Raw genomic sequence first — 15,481 nt, 5'->3', positions numbered from 1 at the left:
GCCCTTGGTTGCGGCGGGCAGGGGGCTGCAAGGTTGGGACATTCGCGTATTTCCTAGAGTGTGTACCACCTTGCGCTGAGAAAAAGGCGCAGGTTTGGCACTATAGAACGCGACACAAATCCACAACGAGGCGCATTCGTGCGGCTCGCTCGTCAAGAAAAGTTAGGGAAAACCGTGGCACAAGAAGTGCTTAAGGACCTCAACAAGGTCCGCAACATCGGCATCATGGCCCACATTGATGCCGGTAAGACCACCACCACCGAGCGCATCCTCTTCTACACCGGTATCAACCGTAAGGTCGGCGAGACCCACGACGGTGCATCCACCACCGACTGGATGGAGCAGGAGAAGGAGCGCGGTATCACCATTACCTCCGCTGCCGTGACCTGTTTCTGGAAGAACAACCAGATCAACATCATCGACACCCCAGGCCACGTGGACTTCACCGTTGAGGTGGAGCGCTCCCTGCGCGTGCTCGACGGTGCTGTTGCCGTGTTCGACGGCAAGGAAGGCGTGGAGCCACAGTCCGAGCAGGTGTGGCGTCAGGCTGCAAAGTACGACGTGCCACGTATCTGCTTTGTGAACAAGATGGACAAGCTCGGTGCAGACTTCTACTTCACCGTTCAAACCATCATCGACCGCCTCGGCGCAAAGCCGCTGGTTCTGCAGCTCCCAATCGGCGCTGAGGACGACTTTGACGGCGTTGTTGACCTCGTCGAGATGAAGGCCATCACCTGGCGCGGCAAGGTTGAAACCGGTGCTGAGCCAACCATCGAGGAGATCCCAGCCGACCTCCAGGACAAGGCAGAAGAGTACCGCGAGAAGCTGCTCGAGACCGTTGCTGAGTCCGACGAAGAGCTCATGGAGAAGTACTTCGGTGGCGAGGAACTCTCCATCGAGGAGATCAAGGGCGCTATCCGCAAGCTCACCGTGAACTCCGAGGTGTACCCAGTGCTCTGTGGTACCGCATACCGCAACAAGGGTGTGCAGCCACTGCTCGACGCCGTGATCGACTACCTGCCAAACCCACTGGACATCGGCGAGGTTCACGGCCACGCTGTGGGCGACGAGTCCGTTGACGTTGTGCGTAAGCCATCCGTGGACGAGCCTTTCGCAGCTCTTGCGTTCAAGATCGCTGTGCACCCATTCTTCGGTAAGCTGACCTTCGTCCGCGTCTACTCCGGCATCGTTGAGCCAGGCGCTCAGGTGGCAAACTCCACCAAGGGCAAGAAGGAGCGCGTCGGTAAGCTCTTCCAGATGCACGCCAACAAGGAAAACCCTGTTGACGAGGCACGCGCAGGTAACATCTACGCATTCATTGGTCTGAAGGACACCACCACCGGTGACACCCTCTGTGATCCAAACAACCAGATCATCCTCGAGTCCATGGACTTCCCGGACCCAGTGATCAAGGTTTCCATTGAGCCAAAGACCAAGTCCGACCAGGAGAAGTTGGGTGTTGCTATCCAGAAGCTCGCTGAAGAGGACCCAACCTTCACCGTTGAGCTGGATGAAGAGTCCGGCCAGACCGTGATTGGCGGCATGGGCGAGCTCCACCTCGACGTGCTGGTGGACCGCATGAAGCGCGAGTTCAAGGTCGAGGCAAACGTGGGTAACCCACAGGTTGCGTACCGTGAGACCATCCGCAAGGCTGTGGAGAAGCTCGAGTACACCCACAAGAAGCAGACCGGTGGTTCCGGCCAGTTCGCAAAGGTCATCATCGCCATCGAGCCTTACGCACCTGCTGCAGAAGAGCTCGAAGAGGGCCAGTCCGCAACCTACGCATTCGAAAACGCCGTCACCGGTGGTCGTGTTCCTAAGGAATACATCCCATCCGTGGACGCCGGTATCCAGGATGCAATGCAGTACGGCTACCTCGCAGGCTTCCCACTGGTGAACATCAAAGCAACCCTGCTCGATGGCGCATACCACGAGGTTGACTCCTCCGAAATGGCCTTCAAGCTCGCAGGCTCCCAGGCCCTCAAGGAGGCCGTTGCTAAGGCAAAGCCAGTGCTGCTCGAGCCAGTGATGGCCGTTGAGGTTGTCACCCCAGAGGAGTACATGGGTACCGTCAACGGTGACATCTCCTCCCGCCGTGGCCAGGTGTACGCAATGGAAGACCGCTCCGGTGCAAAGGTTGTGCGCGCACGCGTGCCACTGTCCGAGATGTTCGGCTACATCGGTGACCTGCGTTCCTCCACTGCAGGCCGCGCAAACTTCTCCATGGTCTTTGACTCCTACGCAGAGGTCCCAACCAACGTGGCTGCAGAGATCATCGCAGAGCGCAACGGCACCGCCTAAGCTGCCCAAAGCTTTGGCGACGGTGAGTGCCTTGCAGCTGTGACCTTCAAGGGCGCCAGACCCTAAGGAGGTACAGCGCACTCACCGCAGCCCTGCCGTGTGGTAGCGGCTCGCTGAACACCCACACATGTGGATGTTGAGCCGGCCGTTACCATAAGGCCGATCCTAAACAGGTTGCGTAACTCGGCTTGAAAAATACGCCGTGTGACCCTAGGATCATGTAACTGGCACATTTGTAATATGCTCCGCTGCCATGCTGCCGAATTAGCAGCGAGAATGTGGAGCGCTTGTCAAACACGTGGCTGCGAAACTCGTAGCCACCACGAAGTCCAGGAGGACACACAGTGGCAAAGGCTAAGTTCGAGCGTACTAAGCCGCACGTTAACATCGGCACCATCGGTCACGTCGACCACGGCAAGACCACCACCACCGCAGCTATCACCAAGGTGCTGGCCGATGCTTACCCAGATCTGAACCAGGCTTTCGCTTTCGATGCCATCGACAAGGCACCGGAAGAGAAGGAGCGTGGCATCACGATCAACATCTCCCACGTGGAGTACCAGACCGAGAAGCGCCACTACGCACACGTTGACGCCCCTGGTCACGCCGACTACATCAAGAACATGATCACCGGTGCTGCTCAGATGGACGGCGCAATCCTCGTGGTTGCTGCAACCGACGGCCCAATGCCTCAGACCCGTGAGCACGTGCTGCTCGCTCGCCAGGTGGGCGTTCCTTACATCCTCGTTGCTCTGAACAAGTGCGACATGGTTGATGATGAGGAAATCATCGAGCTCGTTGAGATGGAGATCCGTGAGCTGCTCGCTGAGCAGGAGTACGACGAAGAGGCTCCAATCATCCACATCTCCGCTCTGAAGGCTCTGGAGGGTGACGCGGAGTGGACCAAGTCCATCCTCGAGCTCATGCAGGCATGTGATGACTCCATCCCTGACCCAGTTCGCGAGACCGACAAGCCATTCCTCATGCCAATCGAGGACATCTTCACCATCACCGGCCGCGGCACCGTGGTTACCGGTCGTGTGGAGCGCGGTCAGCTCAACGTGAACGAGGATGTTGAGATCATCGGCATCAAGGAAAAGGCCATCCAGACCACCGTTACCGGTATCGAGATGTTCCGCAAGCTCCTTGACTACACCGAGGCTGGCGACAACTGTGGTCTGCTCCTCCGCGGCATCAAGCGCGAGGACGTTGAGCGCGGTCAGGTTGTTGTGAAGCCAGGCGCTTACACCCCTCACACCGAGTTCGAGGGCTCCGTCTACGTTTTGTCCAAGGACGAGGGCGGCCGCCACACCCCATTCTTCGACAACTACCGCCCACAGTTCTACTTCCGCACCACCGACGTTACCGGTGTTGTGAAGCTCCCTGAGGGCACCGAGATGGTTATGCCTGGCGACAACGTCGACATGACCGTCACCCTGATCCAGCCTGTGGCAATGGACGAGGGCCTGCGCTTCGCTATCCGCGAGGGCTCCCGCACCGTTGGCGCTGGTCGTGTGACCAAGATCCTGAAGTAATACCAGGAATCACCGAAAGCCGTCCCTTTCATAAGGGGCGGCTTTTGCCGTACCGGAGCCCAAATGAACGACCCCAGCAAAATCCCCCAAGCCATCCGCGCCCTCGAAGCAGCCTGGCTCGGCAACACCGACCAACCCCTCCTCTCCCTCATGAGCATGTTGGAGGCCCGCGGCCTCACATGGCAAAGCAGTATCGACGAGACCATCTCAATCTGCACCGCCCTCGCCCAAGAATTCCCTGGGCGGCTCACCGGCACCCCTGACGGTTATGCAATCCTTTGCGAAAGTCCTGACCGCGAATTCCTCATCACCACAACTCACGTCATCGTCCGCGGCGAGGCCCCTACCGCCTGGGAATACAGCTCCCTCATGAGAGCGGAGGTGGGGTTGCCGCTGCGCATTGCCGACGCCGCCGGCGCTGAACACAAATTCGGGGTGGTACGGCGAATCACGGCGATGGGGGAGCGCAGATACCAAGTGCTGATATTCGCAGATGGCCTGGGCTTGGGCTGCCGTACCCCGGACGGGCAGACCACACTTTGGCTACCGCAACGCCGAGATACGCGAACCTGGCAGGGACGAACCGGCGAATTGCAGGACGGGATCTTGCGTAGCGAACTGGGGGAGTTGCGGGTAGCCACAGAGCTCTTGGTGGATGTGCCCTTGACTCCCCAGGAGACATCGCGGCGTGGGGCCTTGGGGGCGTCGTTAAGAAAAACTTCGCGCTAGGGGTTGCGCCGAGCCCTGCCTGCATGATTAACTATTCAAGTTGCCTTGACATGGCTTTGCTGTGGCTTGGCAATCGTGACACCTTCACGGTGGCTTTCTGGGAGGCCAGGAAGCAACAGTTAAGGATCCTCCAAGACTTCAAAAGTGCAGCGCACGTTTGAGCTTGAAGGGCCGGAGTGAAGGGGCATGGCAAATAAACAGCGGCAGTACGTAAGGGCCACGCTTATCGCGAGATGAGATCCCTTCCGGCTTGACTCCTGGGTAGCACAAGGGACCTTGTACCCCAGTTGGCGCGTGTTTATTTCCGCGCCTTGGAGCCCCAGCAGATAGTCAAGTAAGAACTGGCGTTGTGCCAAGGTCCTGAAGGTCCGGACAACGTTATAGAGATTAAGAGAAGCGATTCCCACCTCTCCCAACCTTGGGATGTGGGACTAGCGAGGAAGAGGATAAGCGTGGCGGGACAAAAGATCCGCATTCGGCTGAAGGCCTACGACCACTCCGCAATCGACGAGTCCGCTCGTAAGATCGTGGAGACCGTCACCCGCACGGGTGCACGCGTTGTCGGCCCAGTGCCACTGCCCACCGAAAAGAACGTGTACGCCGTTATTCGTTCTCCCCATAAGTACAAGGATTCTCGCGAGCACTTCGAGATGCGCACTCACAAGCGCCTGATCGACATCCTCGACCCGACGCCGAAGACGGTTGACGCCCTTATGCGCATCGACCTTCCGGCCAGCGTCGACGTGAACATTCAGTGATCGACGAAATTTTTGGCAGCGGAGAATAACTAATGAGTGAAACTGAGATCAAGGGCATTCTGGGCACCAAGCTCGGCATGACGCAGATCTTCGACGAGGACAACCGCGTAATCCCGGTGACCGTCGTTGAAGCTGGTCCATGCGTTGTGACCCAGATTCGCACCGAAGAAACCGATGGCTACAACGCCATCCAAATCGCCTACGGCGAAATCGACCCTCGCAAGGCAAACAAGCCAGCAGCCGGCCACTTCAAGAAGGCTGGCGTTACCCCCCGCCGCCACGTGGCAGAGATTCGTATGAACGACGTCTCCGCATACGAGGTTGGTCAGGACGTGACCGTTGACATCTTCGAAGGCATCACCTTCGTTGACGTCACCGGCACCACCAAGGGTAAGGGCTACGCCGGCGCCATGAAGCGCCACGGCTTCGCAGGCCAGGGTGCGTCCCACGGTAACCAGGCAGCACACCGCCGCGTTGGTGGCATCGGTGCCTGCGCTACCCCAGGCCGTATCTTCAAGGGCAAGCGTATGGCTGGCCGCATGGGTTCCGACCGCGTCACCACCCAGAACCTCAAGGTTCAAAAGATTGACGCCGATGCCAACCTCATCCTGATCAAGGGTGCAATCCCGGGCAACCGCGGTGGCATCGTGACCGTTAAGACCGCAGTGAAGGGCGGTGCACACGCATGACCAATCTGAAGTTGGACGTCCACACCGCTGAGGGTAAGACCAATGGTTCGGTCGAGCTGCCTGCAGAGATCTTCGACCGCGAAGTATCTGTGGCACTCCTCCACCAGGTTGTCAACGCGCAGCTCGCTGCACGTCGTCAGGGTACCCACTCCACCAAGACCCGCGGTGAGGTTCGCGGCGGTGGCCGTAAGCCATTCCGCCAGAAGGGCACCGGCCGCGCTCGTCAGGGCTCGATCCGCGCTCCTCACTTCACCGGTGGTGGTATCTCGCACGGCCCGAAGCCACGCGATTACTCCCAGCGCACCCCGAAGAAGATGATCAAGGCTGCTCTCTACGGCGCACTGTCTGATCGTGCACGCCACGATCGCATCCACGTTGTTGAAGAGCTGGTTCCTGGTCAGACTCCTTCCACCAAGTCCGCTCGCGCGTTCATCGAGCGCCTCACCGACCGCCGCAACGTCCTGTTCGTGGTTGGCCGCGAGGACGCAACCTCCCGTTTGAGCGCCCGCAACCTGCCAGGCGTGAACATCCTGTTCGCAGACCAGCTGAACACCTACGACGTGCTGCACTCTGACGACGTTGTGTTCTCTGTAGACGCTCTCAACGCCTTCATCGACCGCGCCACCGGTGCGGCTAAGGAGGAGAACTAATGGCTAAGATCGCAGACCCACGCGACATCATTTTCGCCCCTGTGCTCTCTGAGAAGTCGTACAGCCTGATGGAGGAGAACACCTACGCGTTCTACGTAGCTCCATCCGCAAACAAGACCGAGATCAAGATTGCTATCGAGCAGATCTTCGGCGTGAAGGTCGCCTCCGTGAACACCCTGAACCGCGAGGGCAAGCGCAAGCGCTCCCGCACCGGTTTCGGGCGCCGCAAGGCAACCAAGCGCGCCTACGTGACGCTTAAGGGCAGCGACACTATCGACCTCTTCGGCGGCTCCGCCGCGTAAGGGTCGAGGTAAGGACAAACTATGGCTATTCGTAAGTACAAGCCGACAACCCCGGGTCGCCGCCAGAGCTCCGTTTCTATGTTCGAGGAGATCACTCGCTCGACCCCAGAAAAGTCTCTGGTTCGCCCCCTTCCAAAGAAGGGCGGCCGCAACGTACACGGCCACATCACCGTGCGCCACAAGGGTGGCGGCCACAAGCGCCAGTACCGTGTGATTGACTTCCGCCGCACCGACAAAGACGGCATCCCAGCGAAGGTCGCACACATCGAGTACGACCCAAACCGCACCGCAAACATCGCGCTGCTTCACTACCGCGATGGTGAGAAGCGCTACATCATTGCACCGAAGGGCCTGCAGCAGGGCCAGATCCTTGAAGCCGGCGCCAACGCCGACATCAAGGTGGGCAACAACCTGCCACTGCGCAACATCCCAGCCGGTACCGTGATCCACAACGTGGAGCTCAAGCCAGGCGCAGGCGCAAAGCTCGCCCGCTCCGCTGGTGCTTCCATCCAGCTCCTCGGTAAGGCAGGCAAGTACGCAGTGCTGCGTATGCCTTCCTCCGAAATCCGCCGTGTGGACATCCGCTGCCGCGCAACCGTTGGTGAGGTCGGCAACGCTGACCAGATCAACATCCGTTGGGGCAAGGCTGGCCGTATGCGCTGGAAGGGCGTCCGCCCAACCGTCCGTGGTGTTGTGATGAACCCAGTTGATCACCCACACGGCGGTGGTGAGGGTAAGACCTCCGGTGGTCGTCACCCTGTGTCCCCATGGGGCAAGAAGGAAGGCCGTACCCGTAACCCCAACCGTTACAGCAACAACATGATCGTGCAGCGTCGCCGCACGAACAAGAGCAAGAAGCGCTAAGAGGAGGATAGTTAGATGCCACGCAGCCTGAAGAAGGGCCCGTTCGTCGATGAGCACCTCCTCGCAAAGGTCGATGCTCAGAACGAAAAGGGCACCAAGCAGGTCATCAAGACCTGGTCCCGCCGTTCCACCATTCTCCCAGATTTCATTGGCCACACCTTCGCCGTTCACGACGGCCGCAAGCATGTGCCAGTGTTCGTGGACGACTCCATGGTCGGCCACAAGCTGGGCGAATTCGCACCAACCAAGACCTTCAAGGGTCACATCCAGGACAAGAAGGGACGTCGATAAGCGATGAGTGAGACCATCACCTCCGCACGCGCACAGGCCCGCTTTGTCCGCGTTTCCCCTATGAAGGCACGTCGCGTAGTAGACCTCGTTCGCGGTAAGTCCGTGGAAGAGGCACTGGCAATCCTGAAGTACGCCCCACAGGCTGCTTCTGAGCCAGTTGCCAAGGTTGTTGCTTCCGCAGCGGCCAACGCCGAGAACAACTTCGGCCTGGACCGCCGCAGCCTGGTTATCTCTGAGGCATTTGCTGATGAGGGACCAACCATGCGACGTATCCGCCCGCGCGCACAGGGTCGTGCATACCAGATCCGTAAGCGCACCAGCCACATCACCGTGGTTGTTAGCCAGAAGGAAGGGGCCAAGTAGTGGGCCAGAAAATCCATCCTCACGGCCTCCGACTGGGCATTACTTCCGACTGGAAGTCCCACTGGTTCGCCGAGAAGAACTACGCTGAGTACCTCGCCGAGGACATCAAGATCCGCGAGTTCCTCACCAAGACCCTGGATCGCGCCGGCATCGCCGACATCGTGATCGAGCGCACCCGCGACCGCGTCCGCGTGGACATTCACACCGCCCGTCCGGGCATCGTGATTGGCCGCCGCGGCTCCGAGGCTGAGCGTCTCCGCAAGGAGCTGGAGAAGCTCACCGGCAAGCAGGTTGCCCTCAACATTCAAGAGGTCAAGAACATTGATGCAAACGCTCAGTTGGTGGCACAGTCCATCGCTGAGCAGCTCACCAACCGTGTGGCATTCCGCCGCGCAATGCGTAAGGCTATCCAGTCCGCAATGCGCCAGCCACAGGTCAAGGGCATCAAGGTTGCTTGCTCCGGCCGTCTGGGCGGCGCAGAAATGTCCCGCACCGAGCGCTACCACGAGGGTCGCGTTCCACTGCACACGCTTCGCGCCGAGATCGACTACGGCACCTACGAGGCTCACACCACCTTCGGCCGCATTGGCGTAAAGGTGTGGATCTACAAGGGTGACGTCGTTGGTGGCCGTCGCGAAAGCGATCTCAACGCACCAGCAGAGCGCCGCGGCCGCGGCGACCGCAACGCAGCACGTCCGCGTCGTGGTGGCCAGCGTCGTCAGCGCGCTGAGAAGAAGCAGGAGGGTTAATCCATGCTTATCCCAAAGCGCGTCAAGTACCGCCGCCAGCACCGTCCACACCGCAGCGGTGTTTCCAAGGGCGGTAACCGCATCAACTTCGGTGACTACGGCATCCAGGCTCTCGAGCCCGCCTACATCACCAACCGTCAGATCGAGTCTGCTCGTATTGCCATCAACCGCCACGTCAAGCGTGGTGGTAAGGTCTGGATCAACATCTTCCCAGACCGCCCTCTGACCCAGAAGCCACTCGGTGTGCGTATGGGTTCCGGTAAGGGCCCAGTGGAGAAGTGGGTGGCCAACGTGAAGCCTGGCCGCATCCTCTTCGAAATGTCCTACCCAAACGAGGAAATGGCACTCGAGGCTCTGCGCCGTGCAGGCCAGAAGCTCCCTTGCAAGGTTCGTATCGTTAAGAAGGAGGACCAGTTCTAATGGCTAACGGTACCCCCGCACACGAGCTTCGCGAGCTGAACGCCGAGGAGCTGAAGACCAAGCTGGCTGAGAACAAGGAAGAGCTGTTCAACCTGCGCTTCCAGGCAGCAACCGGTCAGCTGACCAACAATCGTCGCCTGCGCACCGTCAAGCGCGACATCGCCCGCATTTACACCGTTATTCGCGAGCGCGAGCTGGGCCTGTCCGTCGTTCCGGAAGCTGAGGCTTAAACATGAGTGAGGCAACTGTGAACAACGTGAACACCTCTGAAAAGAAGGCAAAGGGCGCCCGCAAGGTACGCACCGGCTACGTGGTTTCTGACAAGATGCAGAAGACCATCGTGGTTGAGCTCGAGGACCGTAAGCAGCACGGCCTCTACGGCAAGACCATCCGTAGCAACTCCAAGGTGAAGGCCCACGATGAGAACGAGATCGCCGGCATCGGTGACCTCGTGCGCATCGAGGAGACCCGCCCACTTTCCAAGGACAAGCACTTCCGTCTCGTAGAAATCATCGAGAAGGCACGCTAAACCCTTGGCGCACCAAGCCCCGCCTCGGCGGGGCTTTTTTGCGCCCAACACACACCGGAGAACACCATGACACACTACACAGGCCCCCTCGGCGCGCAGGTCACAGCCACCGGCACCGAATTCACCCTATGGGCACCAAGTGCTCATGAGGTTGCCGTCAACTTAGAATCCCGCACGGTTCCCCTCACCAAAGGCGCCCAGGGGCAGTGGTACGTGCACATCCCCGGTGTTCATGAGGGGGAAAGGTATAGCTTCACTATCGACGGCCGCCGCACCGCCGACCCCCACGCTCGCGCGGCTACGGCGAACGGTGAGCATGCGGTGGTGGTGGACGTCGGAAAGCTCCTCGGACCTGCCAGCCGCCTGCCCAGCTTCCCTGATCCCGGCGAGGCTGTGATCTATGAGGCGCACGTTCGCGACCTCACCATCTCCCCAGACAACGGCATTAGGGCGAAAGGCAAGTTCCTTGGGCTCGCGGAGGCTGGCACCCGCAGCAGCGAGGGCATGCCAACGGGCCTGGATTACATCGCCTCGCTTGGGGTCACGCACCTGCAACTGCTGCCGGTGTTCGACTTCGGCTCGGTGGATGAAACCGGTGACCTCAGCTTCGGCGCCCAATACAACTGGGGCTACGACCCCGTGCTCTACAACGTCCCCGAAGGCTCCTACGCCACCGATCCACACGACCCCTTTGCCCGGCTGCGCGAGTTCCGCGCCCTCGTGGACGCCTGCCACGCGCGCGGCCTGCGGGTGATCATGGATGTGGTCTACAACCACGTCTACGACGCCGGCACCAACCCACTCGAACTGGTGGAGCCCGGAACGTTCTTCCGCATGCGCACCGACGGCTCCTTCCACGACGCCACCGCCTGCGGCAACGAAACTGCCTCCGAACACCCCATGATGCGCCGCTTCATCGTTGACTCAGTGGTGTATTGGGCCGAAACCTTCGGCCTCGACGGCTTCCGCTTTGACCTCATGGGCATCCACGACGTGGCCACCATGAACGCCGTGCGCGAAGCCCTCGATGAGATCGACCCCGGCATCCTCATCATCGGGGAAGGCTGGACCATGGGCAACCACGAGCCCGGCGCCATCCCCGCCGACCAAGACGCAGGCCACCTCATGCCCAGGATTGGCATGTTCCAAGATACGTTCCGTGACGTGGTGAAAGGCTCCAACTTCAACCTCGCCGGGCCGGGGTTTGTCAGCGGGAATCCCTCCTACGCCCCCGACTCCTCCCTCATGGACAAAAAGCCCGCAGCGAAGCTACTCTTCGACGCCATGAACGGTGCCCCCGAGGGCCGCAACTACCTGAGCGCCGCGCAATGCGTGGTCTACAACGAGGCACACGATAACTTCACGATGTTCGACAAACTCCGCGGCACCGCGGGACTGGAACATGCTCATGAAGGGGAAATTGCGCGGCGGCATACACTCGCCACCAGCATCCAAATGCTTTCCCGAGGCATCGCCTTTGTCCACGCGGGCCAAGAGCTGCTGCGCACGAAGCAAGGAGTGGAAAACTCCTACAACGCGCCAGATTCCATCAATGCCTTCGACTACAACCGCGCCCTCACGTTCCCTCAACAACTCGAGTTCTTCCGGGAGTTGGTGGCATTCCGCCGGCGTTGGGGGTGGGTGACGGAGAGCGATTACGCCACGATCGCCGCCACAACATCCCTCGTGGAAGCAGAAGGGTTGCACCTTTGCTATCGCGTGGCGGGAGCCTTCGACGGTGAAGACGCCCTGGTCGCAATCAATGCCGACGACACCGCGTGGGACATCGGACGTCATACCCCTGCTCATGAGGGGTGGGTGGTGCATGTGGCTGACGAGCGCGTGTTCACACCAGCCCGCCCCTGGGACCACCAGCCCGTCGCGCCGCTGAGCGCGTTGGTGCTGCAGCGGCGCGGTGAGCGCGGGGAATTATAGGCCATGCCGATCTCGCCGCCGTCGGTACGCCAGACCATGGCGACTGCGGGGCGTGGGATGTTGCTGCCGCCTTCGGGCCAGTTGTCTGGGCAGGAGACTATGCGCGTGTGGTGACAATCCGGCACCGGTGAACTGAACCTCAAGTGCACTCCTGCTTCCTGGCGACCTCCAGCCGCGAGCCCGCTCGTGTACCGTGCCGTACTGGGCTCCGGTGCGCGTCGAAAAGCGCCCGAATCTAGTCGGATCTAGATTGCTTCTAGGGGAGAGGTGCGCGCGGCGACTCGTGCCGGGGTGAGCGCTGTGATCCAGCCGATGAGTACCGCGCCCGCGCCGACTGCCGCCACCTTGCAAAGCAGGGCGGTGTCCAGGGTGGCGCGCACGGTGTCTGGTGCGAGTCTGCTTAGGACGATGCCGGAAATTACCAGCCCCAAGGTGATGCCTGCGGCGGCGCCGATAGCGGCGAGGAACAGTGCTTCGCGCTGGATGAGTGCGCGGATTTGCGTGCTCAGCAGCCCGATGGCGCGCAACAGGGCGTACTCGTGGCGGCGCACCAGGACGCTGAGTACCAGCGTGTTTGCCACACCAAGCACCGCTACCACCAGCGCCAGCGCAACCAGCACATTCACTAGCAAGAGCACCTGGTTGAACAGTTGTGCCTGGCTAGAGGTGAAGTCCTGGCCCAAGCCCACGCGCAGCAGTGGGTACTCGCTGAGTTCGGCGCGCGCGGTGGCGAGGAGTTGTGCGGCGGGGACGTCCGGGATGGGGTTGAGGAAGTAGGAGGTGAGGTTGCGGGTGGGCCCGTATGGGAGGTCCTCCAGGCTCGAGGTGGAAATGACCAGGCTGCCCATGGTGTTGGAGGAGCTGTAGATGCCGATGAGGGTGAGGTTGTGGTATTGGTCGCCCAGCGCGCCGAGCAGCGGGACTTGAGCGCCGATGCTCCAGCCGTTTGCCGCGGCGGTGGCGGCGTCGGCAATAAAAGTGTTGGGTTGGGAGAGGTCGGTGGAGCCCGAAACCCCCTCAAGGGCTATGAAGTTTGCGGGGTCTTGGTTCATGACGGTGGTTACCGGCAGCGTCCCCTGCGTCTTCTGTGCTACCTGAACTGGGGCAACGCTCATGGTGAGCATCTGGGCAACCTCGGGGGAGGTTCCCAATGCCTCAATGGATTCAGCGGGTACTTCAAATGAGCCGTCGGCGGAGCTTTGGATGCTCACGGCGGCGGTGATTTCCTGGCGGACCTCGTCCGTCATCAGCCTGTTCGCGGCTGTGCTGAGCACCTGCGACGCAATCACCAAGCTCACGCCGAGCGCAAATGCGAAGGAGGTTGCTGCGCTGCGCCGCGGGGTGCGGATTATGGACTGCGCCGCCATCTGCCGCAGTGTCCTGCCCGAAGAAGCGCGTTTTTTGCGGTGCGAGGCTGTGGTTTTTGGTGGCGCGAGCAGGGTACCGATCAGCACCAGCACCGCCGGGGTGATGAGGAACACGCTCAGGATGCACAATACCGCCGCGGCGCCACCGGTGACCAGGGCGTAGGTGTGCGGCAGCGGAAACACAATCAACACTCCGGACACGGCGAGCAGCGCCAGGCCCAGGATTGTGCGCAGGTGCGTGGGGCGGGAGGTGAGCTGCTCGGATTGGCGCAGGGCTTCAAGGGGGCGCACTTTCGACGCACGCAGGCCCGCACGCAGCGCCGCGAGCACGGTGACGCACGCACCCACGACCACGGGCAGGGAGATTGCCTCCACCGGCACAGAAAACGCCGGAGGGGCTGGGGAAACCGCGGTGGTGCCAATCCATTTCACCCCGGCCCAGCCGGAAGCGATGCCCACAGCGGTGCCGAGCGCGGAGCCCAGCAAGCCCAGCGCGGAGGCCTCCAGGAGTACTAGTGAGAGCAACTGCTTACGCTGCACGCCGATGGAGCGCAGGAGGGAGAACTCCTCGATGCGTTGCGCCGCAACCACGCCGAAGGTATTGGAGATCACGAAAGCGCAGATCACCAGGGCAATGAGGGCGAATGCGGTGAGCAACATCCGCAGGAAGGTGATCGTGGTGCTGATCGTCCCTTCCAGTTGGGCCGCAAGCGTGGGTGCGTCGAGGAACTGGGCCTCGGGGAAGGTGGTGCGCAGGTAGCTCGCCAGTTCAGCGCCGTGCATGGTACGTCCGTTGAGCTTCATGGACCCCACAAACTGGCCGTCGGTGAAGGTGTGAATGAAGGTGCCCTCAGAAACCCTGATCTGGGAGGTTTCTGTTGGGGCGAGCACTTCACGAGTCCCACCGAGGAGCGTGGATTGGGTTTGCACGTCCTGGAAGATCCCGGTGATCAGGAGGTCAGCGGAAAAGTAGGGGTGGGTGACGTGAATGGTGTTTCCCACGGACAGGTTGCCCTCTTTGGCCATGGTGTCACTGATGACAGCCTCCGGGGCGTGCTGCTCGGGGGCGCGGCCCTCGATCACCTGGTACTTGTTGCCCACGATCTCTTCTGTGCCATAAAAGGTACTCAGCGTGGGTGGGCGGAATTGGAAGGGATTGGTGCCCTGGGCGTCGGTGACCGTCATGGAGTAGGCAGTATCAATATTGATTGCCGCTACCTCTGGGTTTTGGCGGATGGGTTCCAACAGGCTGATGGGGATGCGCTGATCTGAGGTGAGCAGGACGGAAAGCCCAAGGTTGCTGGACTCAAGCTGCTCGGTTGCCTCCAGGCGCTGCTCCGCAGAGGTGCCGATAATCCCGCGTTGCTGGCGCACAATGCTGTCTGTGTTTTGGTACTCGTTTGACACCAGCGTGTTGAGCGTGGACTGGATGCTTGAGGTAAGCACCACGGTTCCCGCGAGGAAGGCCGCGCCGATTGCCACGGCGAGCAGAGAAAGCAGGAAACGCGCCTTATGGGAGTGAATGTTTTTCCCTGCGATGCGCAGCAACGCGGGGATCGCGCGCACAGTGTTGCCTCCGCTGCGTGGGCGCGTGCGTAGGGCAGTGCTGTTGCCCGCGCCTGTTCCCGCGTCCAAACCGTCAGCTCCTTGTCCCGAACCGTCCCCGTTCCCAATTCCAATCACGCTGTTGCACCTAGGGCAATGGTGCTTGCAGGAAGTGCCGCAGGGGTTCCCGTATGGGAGCTTGCGGGGGCGTCGGGGTTCGGGCTGAACACGGAACTAGTGGTCCTCTTCTCCCCCTTGAGGGTGGGGTCTGGAAGGCGGGATGTGGAAAAAGGGTTTCTGTTTAATTATCGCGCACGGAATTGAATTGTTACTGATTCATGCTCGCATACGGTGGAGTTCGGAATCAAAGCCAACCAAGCCCGCCAAAAGCACCGATGGATCGCGGGAGGAAGAGGCGCGGGAACTGCGAAAACCGTGGGATCAGCGCAAAAAC

Annotated in this window: 16 protein-coding genes; 15 read left to right on the top strand and 1 reads right to left on the bottom strand. The window is 60.7% G+C overall.

The annotated features are described in order from the left end of the window. Nucleotides 1-174: 174 nt before the first annotated feature. From fusA to pulA, 15 genes are all read left to right on the top strand, one after another. Complete coding sequence (gene fusA, locus NQ018_RS02340) at nt 175-2,301, top strand: elongation factor G (RefSeq protein WP_257058075.1); 2,127 nt, start codon at nt 175-177, stop codon at nt 2,299-2,301. A gap of 344 nt (nt 2,302-2,645) precedes the next feature. Next, nucleotides 2,646-3,836 (top strand): elongation factor Tu, encoded by a 1,191-nt coding sequence (gene tuf, locus NQ018_RS02335; protein WP_257037489.1) that lies wholly within the window; start codon nt 2,646-2,648, stop codon nt 3,834-3,836. Between the two features lie 63 nt (nt 3,837-3,899). Further along, the gene (locus NQ018_RS02330; protein ID WP_257058066.1) at nt 3,900-4,565 is read left to right on the top strand and encodes a hypothetical protein; all 666 of its coding nucleotides are present in this window, start codon (nt 3,900-3,902) and stop codon (nt 4,563-4,565) included. 452 nt (nt 4,566-5,017) lie between these two features. Then, the gene (gene rpsJ / locus NQ018_RS02325) at nt 5,018-5,323 is read left to right on the top strand and encodes a 30S ribosomal protein S10 (protein ID WP_257037491.1); all 306 of its coding nucleotides are present in this window, start codon (nt 5,018-5,020) and stop codon (nt 5,321-5,323) included. Nucleotides 5,324-5,355: 32 nt separating this feature from the next. Further along, nucleotides 5,356-6,012, top strand: a complete 657-nt coding sequence (rplC, locus tag NQ018_RS02320) for a 50S ribosomal protein L3 (RefSeq protein WP_257058063.1) — start codon at nt 5,356-5,358, stop codon at nt 6,010-6,012. Continuing rightward, the gene (rplD, locus tag NQ018_RS02315) at nt 6,009-6,662 is read left to right on the top strand and encodes a 50S ribosomal protein L4 (RefSeq protein WP_257037493.1); all 654 of its coding nucleotides are present in this window, start codon (nt 6,009-6,011) and stop codon (nt 6,660-6,662) included. Before rplC ends, rplD begins: the two co-directional genes overlap by 4 nt. Next, nucleotides 6,662-6,964 (top strand): 50S ribosomal protein L23, encoded by a 303-nt coding sequence (gene rplW, locus NQ018_RS02310; RefSeq protein ID WP_257037494.1) that lies wholly within the window; start codon nt 6,662-6,664, stop codon nt 6,962-6,964. Before rplD ends, rplW begins: the two co-directional genes overlap by 1 nt. Nucleotides 6,965-6,985: 21 nt before the next feature. Further along, a complete protein-coding gene (gene rplB, locus NQ018_RS02305; RefSeq protein WP_257058060.1) occupies nt 6,986-7,828 on the top strand; it encodes a 50S ribosomal protein L2 in 843 nt (280 codons plus the stop codon). Nucleotides 7,829-7,843: 15 nt separating this feature from the next. Beyond that, nucleotides 7,844-8,119 carry a 30S ribosomal protein S19 gene (gene rpsS, locus NQ018_RS02300; RefSeq protein WP_144275457.1) on the top strand — a complete coding sequence of 92 codons (276 nt, stop codon included), beginning with the start codon at nt 7,844-7,846 and terminating at the stop codon, nt 8,117-8,119. Between the two features lie 3 nt (nt 8,120-8,122). After that, nucleotides 8,123-8,482: a 50S ribosomal protein L22 gene (gene rplV / locus NQ018_RS02295; RefSeq protein ID WP_257037496.1), complete on the top strand. Its 360-nt coding sequence runs from the start codon at nt 8,123-8,125 to the stop codon at nt 8,480-8,482. Continuing rightward, nucleotides 8,482-9,231 (top strand): 30S ribosomal protein S3, encoded by a 750-nt coding sequence (gene rpsC, locus NQ018_RS02290; protein ID WP_257037497.1) that lies wholly within the window; start codon nt 8,482-8,484, stop codon nt 9,229-9,231. The genes rplV and rpsC overlap by 1 nt, the downstream gene beginning before the upstream one ends. Before the next feature lie 3 nt (nt 9,232-9,234). Further along, on the top strand, nt 9,235-9,651 hold the full coding sequence (gene rplP / locus NQ018_RS02285; RefSeq protein WP_257037498.1) for a 50S ribosomal protein L16: 417 nt from the start codon (nt 9,235-9,237) through the stop codon (nt 9,649-9,651). Further along, nucleotides 9,651-9,881: a 50S ribosomal protein L29 gene (gene rpmC, locus NQ018_RS02280; protein WP_257037499.1), complete on the top strand. Its 231-nt coding sequence runs from the start codon at nt 9,651-9,653 to the stop codon at nt 9,879-9,881. Before rplP ends, rpmC begins: the two co-directional genes overlap by 1 nt. Nucleotides 9,882-9,883: 2 nt before the next feature. After that, complete coding sequence (gene rpsQ / locus NQ018_RS02275) at nt 9,884-10,180, top strand: 30S ribosomal protein S17 (RefSeq protein WP_257058058.1); 297 nt, start codon at nt 9,884-9,886, stop codon at nt 10,178-10,180. Between the two features lie 66 nt (nt 10,181-10,246). After that, nucleotides 10,247-12,115 (top strand): type I pullulanase, encoded by a 1,869-nt coding sequence (pulA, locus tag NQ018_RS02270; protein WP_257058055.1) that lies wholly within the window; start codon nt 10,247-10,249, stop codon nt 12,113-12,115. A gap of 245 nt (nt 12,116-12,360) precedes the next feature. Here the strand turns inward: pulA and NQ018_RS02265 are convergent, their stop codons facing one another. Next, nucleotides 12,361-15,117: an FtsX-like permease family protein gene (locus tag NQ018_RS02265; protein WP_257058050.1), complete on the bottom strand. Its 2,757-nt coding sequence runs from the start codon at nt 15,115-15,117 to the stop codon at nt 12,361-12,363. Nucleotides 15,118-15,481 lie beyond the last annotated feature (364 nt).

Origin of the sequence: Corynebacterium kozikiae (genome assembly GCF_024580965.1) — a bacterium.
GTDB lineage: Bacteria > Actinomycetota > Actinomycetes > Mycobacteriales > Mycobacteriaceae > Corynebacterium > Corynebacterium kozikiae.
This window is presented reverse-complemented; position numbering and strand designations above follow the sequence as displayed.

Bases quoted from the DNA above. Each gene is read 5' to 3' on its own strand.
- rpmC (WP_257037499.1), top strand. From the start codon at position 9,651: ATGGCTAACGGTACCCCCGCACACGAGCTTCGCGAGCTGAACGCCGAG.
- rplP (WP_257037498.1), top strand. From the start codon at position 9,235: ATGCTTATCCCAAAGCGCGTCAAGTACCGCCGCCAGCACCGTCCACAC.
- rplD (WP_257037493.1), top strand. From the start codon at position 6,009: ATGACCAATCTGAAGTTGGACGTCCACACCGCTGAGGGTAAGACCAAT.
- rplV (WP_257037496.1), top strand. From the start codon at position 8,123: ATGAGTGAGACCATCACCTCCGCACGCGCACAGGCCCGCTTTGTCCGC.
- rplW (WP_257037494.1), top strand. From the start codon at position 6,662: ATGGCTAAGATCGCAGACCCACGCGACATCATTTTCGCCCCTGTGCTC.
- pulA (WP_257058055.1), top strand. From the start codon at position 10,247: ATGACACACTACACAGGCCCCCTCGGCGCGCAGGTCACAGCCACCGGC.
- rpsQ (WP_257058058.1), top strand. From the start codon at position 9,884: ATGAGTGAGGCAACTGTGAACAACGTGAACACCTCTGAAAAGAAGGCA.
- rplC (WP_257058063.1), top strand. From the start codon at position 5,356: ATGAGTGAAACTGAGATCAAGGGCATTCTGGGCACCAAGCTCGGCATG.
- rpsS (WP_144275457.1), top strand. From the start codon at position 7,844: ATGCCACGCAGCCTGAAGAAGGGCCCGTTCGTCGATGAGCACCTCCTC.
- NQ018_RS02330 (WP_257058066.1), top strand. From the start codon at position 3,900: ATGAACGACCCCAGCAAAATCCCCCAAGCCATCCGCGCCCTCGAAGCA.
- rplB (WP_257058060.1), top strand. From the start codon at position 6,986: ATGGCTATTCGTAAGTACAAGCCGACAACCCCGGGTCGCCGCCAGAGC.